Annotated in this window: 11 protein-coding genes; 10 read left to right on the top strand and 1 reads right to left on the bottom strand. The window is 69.8% G+C overall.

Annotated features, from left to right (window positions below):
- From DN771_RS28775 to DN771_RS28760, 4 genes are all read left to right on the top strand, one after another.
- On the top strand, nucleotides 1-206 hold a 206-nt coding region (locus tag DN771_RS28775; RefSeq protein WP_193615427.1), incomplete at its 5' end, for an SEC-C metal-binding domain-containing protein.
- Between the two features lie 64 nt (nucleotides 207-270).
- Nucleotides 271-1,374, top strand: a complete 1,104-nt coding sequence (gene prfB / locus DN771_RS28770) for a peptide chain release factor 2 (RefSeq protein ID WP_117001023.1) — start codon at nucleotides 271-273, stop codon at nucleotides 1,372-1,374.
- A 39-nt stretch (nucleotides 1,375-1,413) separates the two neighbouring features.
- Entirely contained in the window at nucleotides 1,414-2,094 is a 681-nt protein-coding gene (gene ftsE / locus DN771_RS28765; RefSeq protein ID WP_117001022.1) for a cell division ATP-binding protein FtsE, read from the top strand.
- A gap of 97 nt (nucleotides 2,095-2,191) precedes the next feature.
- Nucleotides 2,192-3,100 (top strand): cell division protein FtsX, encoded by a 909-nt coding sequence (locus DN771_RS28760; RefSeq protein ID WP_117001021.1) that lies wholly within the window; start codon nucleotides 2,192-2,194, stop codon nucleotides 3,098-3,100.
- A gap of 4 nt (nucleotides 3,101-3,104) precedes the next feature.
- Here the strand turns inward: DN771_RS28760 and DN771_RS28755 are convergent, their stop codons facing one another.
- Nucleotides 3,105-3,770: an O-methyltransferase gene (locus DN771_RS28755; protein ID WP_117001019.1), complete on the bottom strand. Its 666-nt coding sequence runs from the start codon at nucleotides 3,768-3,770 to the stop codon at nucleotides 3,105-3,107.
- A 46-nt stretch (nucleotides 3,771-3,816) separates the two neighbouring features.
- Here DN771_RS28755 and DN771_RS28750 point away from each other — a divergent pair, with 46 nt between their 5' ends.
- The 6 genes from DN771_RS28750 to DN771_RS28725 all read left to right on the top strand — a co-directional run bounded on the left by DN771_RS28750 (nucleotide 3,817) and on the right by DN771_RS28725 (nucleotide 9,047).
- Nucleotides 3,817-4,266 carry a globin domain-containing protein gene (locus DN771_RS28750; RefSeq protein ID WP_420810948.1) on the top strand — a complete coding sequence of 150 codons (450 nt, stop codon included), beginning with the start codon at nucleotides 3,817-3,819 and terminating at the stop codon, nucleotides 4,264-4,266.
- Nucleotides 4,263-5,207, top strand: a complete 945-nt coding sequence (locus DN771_RS28745; RefSeq protein ID WP_117001016.1) for an ABC transporter ATP-binding protein — start codon at nucleotides 4,263-4,265, stop codon at nucleotides 5,205-5,207. Before DN771_RS28750 ends, DN771_RS28745 begins: the two co-directional genes overlap by 4 nt.
- Complete coding sequence (locus DN771_RS28740; RefSeq protein WP_162942539.1) at nucleotides 5,200-6,099, top strand: ABC transporter permease; 900 nt, start codon at nucleotides 5,200-5,202, stop codon at nucleotides 6,097-6,099. Before DN771_RS28745 ends, DN771_RS28740 begins: the two co-directional genes overlap by 8 nt.
- A 20-nt stretch (nucleotides 6,100-6,119) precedes the next feature.
- A complete protein-coding gene (locus DN771_RS28735) occupies nucleotides 6,120-7,556 on the top strand; it encodes a fibronectin type III domain-containing protein (RefSeq protein WP_193615426.1) in 1,437 nt (478 codons plus the stop codon).
- A 76-nt stretch (nucleotides 7,557-7,632) separates the two neighbouring features.
- Nucleotides 7,633-8,787, top strand: a complete 1,155-nt coding sequence (locus DN771_RS28730; RefSeq protein WP_117001013.1) for an acyl-CoA dehydrogenase family protein — start codon at nucleotides 7,633-7,635, stop codon at nucleotides 8,785-8,787.
- A gap of 80 nt (nucleotides 8,788-8,867) precedes the next feature.
- Nucleotides 8,868-9,047 carry a hypothetical protein gene (locus DN771_RS28725; RefSeq protein ID WP_117001012.1) on the top strand — a complete coding sequence of 60 codons (180 nt, stop codon included), beginning with the start codon at nucleotides 8,868-8,870 and terminating at the stop codon, nucleotides 9,045-9,047.
- The last annotated feature ends 145 nt before the right edge of the window (nucleotides 9,048-9,192 follow it).

Below are 9,192 nucleotides of genomic sequence, written 5' to 3'. Positions count from 1 at the left end.
AGGCTGCCGCGGGCGCGTCGCCGGCCGAGGCGCCGGCCGCTCCCGCCGGGCGGGCCGCCCGCCGGGCGGCCGGTGGGGGAGCGCAGCAGGCACCGGCGCAGCCCAAGCAGGAGACTGTCGTCAAGGACGAGTGGGCCAAGACCCCGCGCAATGCCCCGTGCCCGTGCGGTTCGGGCAAGAAGTTCAAGCTCTGCCACGGTCAGTAAACGCATCTCCCGGCCCGGGAGGGTGCCGGGGCGCTCGCTCGTGTCCGTAGCCTGGTGACGCCCTATGCGTGACTTCACTGACGACATCCGCGAGCTCACCAAACGGCTCGGCGAGGCAGCCGGGTACCTCAAGGTGGACGAGTCGCGCTCGCGGCTGGTCGAGCTCGAGGCCGAGATGGGCCGGCCCGACCTCTGGGACGACCAGGAGGCCGCCAAGGCGGTCAACGCCGAGTACGCCAACGTCCGCGACGATCTGGCCACCTACGACGGGCTGGCCGAGGCCCTGTCCGACGTCGAGGTGCTCCACGAGCTGGCGCGTGAGGTGGACGACGAGTCGCAGGAGCCCGACATCGAGGCCGGCATCGCCACGGTGACGCGGGGCCTCGACCAGCTCGATCTGCGCAGCCTGTTCACCGGCCCGCACGACGAGGCCGATGCGATCGTCCAGATCAACGCCAAAGACGGCGGGGTCGACGCTCAGGACTGGAGCGAGATGCTCCTGCGGATGTACGAGCGATGGGCGGAGCGCCGCGGCCTGTCGTTCGAGGTGAACGGCGTGTCCGAGGGCACCGAGGCCGGCATCCTCTCCGCCGAGTTCACGCTGTCGGGCCGCTACGCCTACGGCTTGATGACCAGCGAGCGCGGCACCCATCGCCTGGTCCGCATCAGCCCGTTCGACAACCAAGGCCGGCGCCAGACGAGCTTCGCGGCCGTTCAGGTGTGGCCGGTGATGGACGCCCCCGACGTCGAGCTCGTCGACGCCGACATCCGCATGGAGGTGTTCCGTGCCTCGGGCGCCGGTGGTCAGCACATCAACAAGACCTCGTCGGCGGTGCGCCTGATCCACGAGCCCACGGGCATGGTGGCGAGCTCGCAGGAGGAGCGCAGCCAGCTGCAGAACCGGGAGAAGGCGATGAACCGGCTGCGGGCGATGGTGGCGGCGAAGATCGAAGAGGAGCACGCCGCCGAGCTCGACGCCATCGCCGGCAAGCAGGCCCAGGTCGGCTGGGGCAGCCAGATCCGCAGCTACGTGATGCAGCCCTACCAGATGGTGAAGGACCTGCGTACGGAGTACGAGTCGGGCAACGTCAGCGGGGTCCTCGACGGCGACATCGACGGCTTCATGGAGGCGTATCTGCGTTGGCGGCGCGCCAACGAAACGGCCTGATGCTGCTAGCCTGACCCCGCTTTCGCAACAGGAACGTAAATGATTCGACTCGAAAACGTCACCAAGATCTACGGGACCAGCGAGGAAGCGGCCCTCCACGACGCCAGCTTCGACGTGGCCAAGGGTGAGTTCGTCTTCATGGTCGGGCCGTCGGGATCGGGCAAGAGCACGCTGCTCCGCCTGCTCAACCGTCAGGAACGTCCCGAGGCGGGCGCGGTGTACGTGGCCGGTCGCAACATCGTCGACATGCCGTCCAGCCGGGTGCCCCAGCTGCGCCGCAACATCGGCAACGTCTTCCAGGACTACAAGCTGCTCCTCAACAAGACGGTGTTCGAGAACGTGGCCTTCGCCCAAGAGGTGATCGGCAAGCCCAAGCACATCATCCGCCAGCAGGTGCCCGCAGTCCTCGATCTGGTCGGCCTCGCTGGCAAGGAGGAGCGCTTCCCTCACCAGCTGTCGGGTGGTGAGCAGCAGCGTGTCTCGGTGGCCCGGGCGTTCGTCAACCGGCCGCTGATCCTCCTCGCCGACGAGCCGACGGGAAACCTCGACCCGGCCACGGGGGAGGGCATCATGCGCCTCCTCGACCGCATCAACCAGATCGGCACGACGGTGCTCATGGCCACGCACGACCAGCGCATCGTCAACTCGATGCGCAAGCGCGTCATCCAGCTCGATCGCGGCGTGATCGTCCGCGACCAGGCCCGCGGTGTGTACGAGTGAGCGCAGCGAGCGAGTCCGGCCGAGCGAGCGCCAGCGAGCCGGACGGTGATGGGGTCGGGGGGCGCAGCCCCCGGTTGACACGAGTGAGCCTTCCGCGATGATCGTCGGCCGCCTCAGCTACATCCTGCGCGAGACGTGGGCCAGTTTCCGGCGCAACGTCACGCTCACCGTCGCCGCCATCATCACCGCCGCCGTCGCCCTGTTGATCTTCGGGCTCACCCTGTTCATCCAGCGCGGCTTCGACAACCTGTTGGTCCAGTGGCAGGAGGACGTCGAGGTCATCGTGTTCGTCCGGCCCGATGCCGACGCCGACCAGCAGGCCGAGATCAAGGCTGCCCTCGACGAGCAGGTCCCGGCTGTGATCGAGAGCTACACCTTCTGTGATGTCGCCTGCTCGCTGGAGCAGGCGGACGTCCTCTTCAAGGAGGACCCCCAGACCAGGCAGCTCATCAACGAGTCGAACGTCGGGACGCAGTACCAGGTGATCCCCACCGATGCGAGCGACATCGACGAGCTCCGGTCGCTGTCGGCCAGCTGGCAGACCTTGCCGAGCGTGGCGCGCGTCGTCTTCGCCGAGGATCAGCTCAACGTCATCTCCAAGCTCGAGAGCTTCGTCAGCCTGTACACCCTCATCCTCTCCGTCGTGCTCCTGATCGCCGCCATCCTCTTGATCTGGAACACGATCCGCACGGCGATGTACGCCCGGCGCCGCGAGATCGAGGTGATGAAGCTCGTCGGGGCCACCGACTGGTTCATCCGCGTCCCGTTCATGCTCGAGGGACTGATCCAGGGGCTCCTGGGGTCCCTGGTCGCGTGCGGTGGCCTGGCGATCATCAACAACCGCTGGACCGCCGGCCTCAAGGACTTCCCGAGCGACAGCGCGTTCGTGTCGATGTACGTCGATTCCGGATTCGCCCTGTCGCGGATGATCTGGCTGGTGATCATCGGCATGCTCGCCGGGGCCATCGGCGCCGGCATCGCCGCCAGCCGATTCTTGGACGTATAGATCCTCAGAGTTTGCGGGCGACGGTGAGGCCGTCGGCGATCGGGAGGATGTAGCTCAGCGTGCGCTCGTCGGCGGCGACCTTGTCGTTGAACGCGCGGATCGTCTGGGTGGTCTCGTCGTCGACCGACGGGTCGGCGACGGAGCCCGACCACAGCGTGTTGTCCACCATCAGCAGCCCGCCCTGACGGACACGGGGGACCAGTTCGTCCCAGTACGTGGCGTAGCCCGGTTTGTCGGCGTCGATGAAGGCGACGTCGATGTGCTCGGTCTCCGGCAGCGACCGCAGCGTGTCGGCGGCGGGTCCGATGCGCAGCTCGATGCGGTCGGCGAGACCCGCCCGGTCCCACGCCGCCCGGGCGCTCGCCGTGTACTCCTCGCTCACGTCGCAGCAGAGCAGCCGCCCCTCGGGCCGGAGCCCGCGTGCGATGCTGATCGACGAGTAGCCGGTGAACGTGCCGACCTCGACGGCGAAGGTGGCACCCGTCAACCCGGTCAACAGCGTGAGGAGTGCGCCCTGGTCGGCACTCACCTGCATCACGGCAGCCCGACCGAGGGCCTGCGCCGTCTCGTCGCGCAGGTCCTGCAACACGCCGTCGGGCTGCGCGGCGCGGGCGGCCACGTACTCGACGATCGCCGCGTCCAGCCAACCGTTCTCTGATTTCGATGCCATGGCCGCAGCGTACGGCGGACGCCGGGTCGACTCCCTCGTCGATACCGTGGCTCGGGTGACGGACCCCGAACAGCGGACGCTGTACGAACGCGTCGGCGGTGGGGCGTTCTTCGAGCGCCTCGTCGAGATCTTCTACGACGGCGTCGCCGCCGACGAGGTGCTGGCGCCGCTCTATCCCGAGTACCCCGACTATCGCGGTGCGCGCCACCGCCTGGCGTTGTTCCTGCAGCAGTACTGGGGCGGCCCGACCACCTACTCCGACGAGCGCGGGCATCCGCGGCTGCGCATGCGCCACATGCCGTTCGTCATCGGCGAGCGCGAGCGCGACCACTGGCTGACCCACATGACCCGGGCGGTCGACGAGGCGGTCGCCGAGCTCGCCGTGGACGACGCCGAGCGCGGGCAACTGGCTGCGGCGCTGCACGGCTACTTCGGGCCGAGCGCCGACCATATGCGCAACCAGGGGCTGCAACAGATCATCGGGCCGCGCCCGTGACGGCGGCGATCGTCGTCCGCGACCTCGTCAAGGACTACGGCGCGCGGCGGGCCGTCGACGGCCTCAGCTTCCACGTCGAGCCGGGCGAGGTCTACGGCCTGCTCGGCCCCAACGGCGCCGGCAAGTCGACGACGATCGAGATTCTCGAAGGCCACCGCGAACGTTCTGCCGGCGACGTCGCCGTGCTCGGGGTCGACCCCGCCGTCTGCGCCTCCTCCGGGCGCGCCGGCGCCAGCGCCAGGGAGTTCCGCGACCGCATCGGGATCGTCCTCCAGTCGTCGCGGTTCGAGGGCAAGCTCACCGTCGCCGAGACGCTCTCCCTCTACCGCAGCCCGTATCGGCGGGCCCGTCCCGTCGCCGACAGCCTCGAACTGGTGGGCCTCGAGGAAGCCGCCGGACAGCGCGTCGAGACGCTGTCGGGCGGCCAGCAGCGTCGCCTCGATCTCGCCGTCGGCATCGCTGGCTACCCCGACCTGCTCTTCCTCGACGAGCCGACCACGGGCTTCGATCCTGCTGCCCGCCGCGGCGCGTGGGATCTCGTGCGTTCGCTGTGCGCCGACGGCACGACGGTCCTGCTCACCTCTCACTATCTCGACGAGGTCGAGGCGCTGGCCGGCCGGGTCGGGGTGATCCTCGGGGGGAAGCTGGTCGCCGAGGGGACGCCCGGCGAGTTGGTCGCCGCCTCGGGCTCGACGATGGTGCGCTTCGAGCTGCCGCCCGGGGTCGGGCTCGGTGATCTTCCCCGCCTCGACGGATGCGTCCCGAGGGTCGCCGGCGACGGCCGCGTGGAAGTCGCCACCGATACCCCGACTGTCACCGTGCACGCCCTCACATCATGGGCCGTCGGCTGCGCGGTGGAGCTCGCGGCGCTGTCGGTCGCCCCGCCGTCACTGGAGGACACGTTCTTGCGCCTGGTCGATGCCGAGGCATCCGATGGCTGACGCGCTGAACCTCAGGGCGCCCTCGGCCTTCCCGTCGGCGCTCCGACTGCTCGGCGTGCAGGTCCGAGCCCAGCTGACGGTTCTGCGGCGCATCCCGGTCGCCCTCTTCTTCACGGTCGTGCTGCCGTTGATGATGCTCGTGCTCTTCAACGCCCTGTTCGGCTCGGCCGACATCGACACCGGCGATGGCAGCTGGCCGCTCACTCAGTTCTACGTGGCCTCGCTGACGGCGCTCACGGTCGTGTCGGGCACGTTCACCAACCTCGTGAACATGATCCCGTATCGCCGGCAGGACGGGATCATGAAGCGCTGGCGGGGCTCGCCGCTGCCTCGCTGGGTGTACCTCGGAGGGTTCGTCGGCTCGGGCATCGTCCTCGCCTTCGTCGCCGCCGTGGTGATGGTGCTCCTCGGCGTCGTGGCGTACGGCACCGAGATCGACCCGGCCAAGCTCCCGGCCGCCCTGGTGACGTTCGTCATCGCCGTCGCCGCGTTCTCGGCGCTCGGAGTGGCCGTTGCCGGGTTGGTGCGCAATCCCGATGCCGCCCCCGCGGTGGCCAACGCCATCGTCCTGCCGCTCGGGTTCATCTCCGACGTGTTCGTGGCCATCGAGGAGCGCCCGCGGTGGATGTCGCTCGTCGCGGACGTGTTCCCGTTGCGCCCGTTCGTGACGTCGATGCAGGCGGCGTTGAACCCGTCGGTCGACGCCCCGGCGTTCCAGTGGGGACGGCTGGCCGTGGTCGCCGCGTGGGGCATCGGCGGCATCGTGCTCGCCAGCAGGACCTTCAAGTGGGAGCCCGTCGCCGACGTCGGCCCGTCTCGTCGCCGGGGCCAACGGAGCCGCAGCCCGCGGGCCCAATCGGCGGAATGGCGTTCGGGTGGCAAGACGATGTGACCCCGAGTAGGGTCCGTCATATGTTCGTAATATTGCGTCGGGCCGCGGCCCGCCGCTCGCTGGCGGCTGTGGTGGCGCTCGCCGGCGCGCTGGCCAGTCCGCTCGCCGCGGCCGCGGCCGCGTCGCCCGAGACCGCCCCCGCGCCGGAGTTCGCCCTGGCGCCCGAGCTGCCGCCGTCGGCGTCGCTTCGCGACGTCACCAACAGCTACCGGGCCTCGGCCGGGGTGGCCGGTCTGACGCTCACGACGGCGCTCAACCGGGCAGCGCAGATCCGGGCTCAGGAGATGGTGGCCAACGGCTACTTCGCCCATCGGCGCCCCAACGGGAGCAGTCCGGGGACGGTGCTCACCCAGGTCGGTTACGGCTGGAACGCGTGGGGCGAGAACCTCTACATGTCCTCGAACGACCCGTCGCCGGCGGCGGTGGTCGGGGCCTGGATGAACAGCAGCGGGCACCGGGCCAACATGTTGTCGTCCACGTTCACCCAGGTGGGCTTCGGCTCGGCGTCGACCTCCAACTTCGCCGGACAGGGCCCGCGTACGATCGTCGTCGCGATCTACGCCCGGCCGAGCGCACCGGCGATCAGCGCTCCGTCGGCACCCCAGTCGCTCGCGGCCAGTTCCCCTGCGGCCGGACAGGTGCGTCTCACGTGGGCGGCGCCGGCGTCCAGCGGCGGCGCGGCGATCACCGGCTACAACTACCAACGGTCGGCCGATGGCGGGCGGACGTGGTCGACGGCGGGTTCGACGTTCAGCGCGTCGACCCGTTCGATCGTGCTCAGCGGCCTCAAGCCGGGTGCGACGTACCACTATCGGCTGCGCGCACGAAACTCCGCCGGTTGGGGACCGCTGTCGGCCGCAGTGGCCGTCAGGGTGCGGGCCATGGCTCCGTCGGCGCCGCCGACGTTCCGGGCGACGGCCCTTTCGACCGGCCAGGTCCGCTTGGACTGGACCACGCCCATCTCCAATGGCGGTTCGACGATCACCGGCTACGCCTACCAGCGATCTGCCGACGGCGGACGGACCTGGGCGACGGGCGGCACCCTGTTCAGCCCGACCACGCGCACGCTGGTGCTCAACGGGCTCACCCCGGGCGTCACGTACCACTTCCGCGTGATGGCCCGCAACGCCGTCGGCTGGGGCGCACCGAGTCCTGCCGCAGCGGTCCGGCCTGTCGCCCCGGCTAGCGCCCGGATGGCCACTGCGTCGTCGGCGGTCGAGGCGGACGCGCCGACGACCACGGCGCCTGCGACGACCACCACGGTCGTCGCAACCACCACGACGACCGTGGCACCCGAGAGCCCGACGACGTCGACCTCCACGACGAGCACGACGTCCACGACGTCCACGACGACGAGCAGTTCGCCGCCGCCGTCGAGCACCACGGCCCCGGTGTCGACCGAGCCGCCCTCGACGGACGCGTCGTCCTCCACCGAACCGGCCTCGACCGGTCCCTGAACCCATCGGGCCGTTCGCCGGGCGGTGTCGTCCGGCGAACGAAGTCCGAGGGCCACGACGCTACGGTCGCGGCTCTATGCCGTCGGTCCACCCCGAACTGAGTGACGAACACGAAGCGCTGCGCTCCCTGGTGCGCGAGTTCGCGACCGCCGAGATCGAGCCGTCTGCGGAGGAGTGGGACCGCACGCACGAGTTCCCCGTCGATGTCGTGCGCAAGATGGGCGACCTCGGGCTGTTCGGCATCCCGTTCCCCGAATCGGTGGGAGGAGGTGGGGGCGACTTCACCGGTGTGTGCATCGCCATCGAGGAGTTGGCCAGAGTCGATCAATCGATGGCGATCACGCTCGAGGCGGGAGTGGGTCTGGGTGCGAATCCGATCTTCAAGTTCGGGACCGCTGAGCAGCAGCAGCGATGGTTGCCCGACCTCTGCGCCGGGCGGGCGCTCGGCGCGTTCGGGCTCACCGAGCCCGACGCCGGCAGCGATGCCGGAGGAACCCGGACCCGGGCCCGGCTCGACGAGGCGGCTGACGAATGGGTGATCGACGGCGAGAAGGCCTTCATCACCAACTCGGGCACGCCGATCACCTCCCTGGTGACCGTCACCGCCCTCACCGGTCCCGGGGAGATCTCGGCCATCATCGTTCCCGCGGGTACGGCCGGGTTCGAGGTGCAGCCGCCCTACCGCAAGATGGGCTGGCACGCCTCCGACACGCACGGGCTGACGTTCGTGGAGTGTCGCGTGCCGGCCGGCAACCTGCTGGGGGAGCAGGGGCGCGGGTTCGCCCAGTTCCTCGAGATCCTCGACGAGGGCCGCATCGCCATCGCCGCCCTGGCCGTGGGCGTGATCCAGCGCTGTCTCGACGACTCCGTCGCCTACGCCAACGAGCGCCACACGTTCGGCCGCCCGATCGGGTCCAACCAGGCGGTGGCGTTCAAGTGCTCGGACATGCAGACCGCCCTGGCGGCGGCGCGGCGGCTCACCTACCACGCCGCGTGGCTGTGTGACCACGGCAAGCCGTTCAAAGAGGAGGCGGCGATGGCCAAGCTCTTCGCCACCGAGGCGGCGATCGACGCCACGCGGGCGGCGACGCAGATCTTCGGCGGCTACGGGTTCATGGACGAGACCGTCGTCTCCCGGCATTACCGCGACGCCAAGATCCTCGAGATCGGCGAGGGGACCAGCGAGGTGCAGCGGCTGATCATCGCCCGCGCCCTGGGCCTGCGGGTCTAGCAGCCGCAAAGCAATCGCTGCAAAGCATCCATTGCAAAATATCGCTTGCAAAGGACTCTTTGCAGTCGTACAGTGATCGCATGAACCCGATCTTCCACCCCGCCATCCCGGCGGAGCGGCACCGCGATCTCCTCGCCCGGCGCGAGGAGGACCGACGCCGGGCCGCCGCCCGCCGCGAACGCAAGGCCACCAGGCTGCGCCGCCGGGCGATGCTGCTCACCACCCGTGCCGCCCGCCTCGTCGAGCGCACCAACGGCTGACGTGACGACCGGACGTCGCGGAGGCACCGGAGTGAGCGATGGCTGAGATCGCCCGGCGCACGCTCGATGCGGCGTCGCTGCCCGGCCTCGCCCATCCGCTGCGCGTTCAGCTCCTGGAACAACTCACCCAGTACGGCCCGGCGAC

The organism is Desertimonas flava (genome assembly GCF_003426815.1).
In the GTDB taxonomy this organism is placed as follows: domain Bacteria; phylum Actinomycetota; class Acidimicrobiia; order Acidimicrobiales; family Ilumatobacteraceae; genus Desertimonas; species Desertimonas flava.
The sequence above is the reverse complement of the archived record's forward strand: the minus strand, read 5'-3'. Positions and strand labels throughout refer to the sequence as shown.

What these genes read in the sequence shown, in the direction of transcription:
- DN771_RS28760 (WP_117001021.1), top strand. Translation starts at nt 2,192, where the DNA reads ATGATCGTCGGCCGCCTCAGCTACATCCTGCGCGAGACGTGGGCCAGT.
- DN771_RS28730 (WP_117001013.1), top strand. Translation starts at nt 7,633, where the DNA reads ATGCCGTCGGTCCACCCCGAACTGAGTGACGAACACGAAGCGCTGCGC.
- DN771_RS28755 (WP_117001019.1), bottom strand. Translation starts at nt 3,770, where the DNA reads ATGGCATCGAAATCAGAGAACGGTTGGCTGGACGCGGCGATCGTCGAG.
- DN771_RS28735 (WP_193615426.1), top strand. Translation starts at nt 6,120, where the DNA reads ATGTTCGTAATATTGCGTCGGGCCGCGGCCCGCCGCTCGCTGGCGGCT.
- prfB (WP_117001023.1), top strand. Translation starts at nt 271, where the DNA reads ATGCGTGACTTCACTGACGACATCCGCGAGCTCACCAAACGGCTCGGC.
- DN771_RS28740 (WP_162942539.1), top strand. Translation starts at nt 5,200, where the DNA reads ATGGCTGACGCGCTGAACCTCAGGGCGCCCTCGGCCTTCCCGTCGGCG.
- DN771_RS28725 (WP_117001012.1), top strand. Translation starts at nt 8,868, where the DNA reads ATGAACCCGATCTTCCACCCCGCCATCCCGGCGGAGCGGCACCGCGAT.
- ftsE (WP_117001022.1), top strand. Translation starts at nt 1,414, where the DNA reads ATGATTCGACTCGAAAACGTCACCAAGATCTACGGGACCAGCGAGGAA.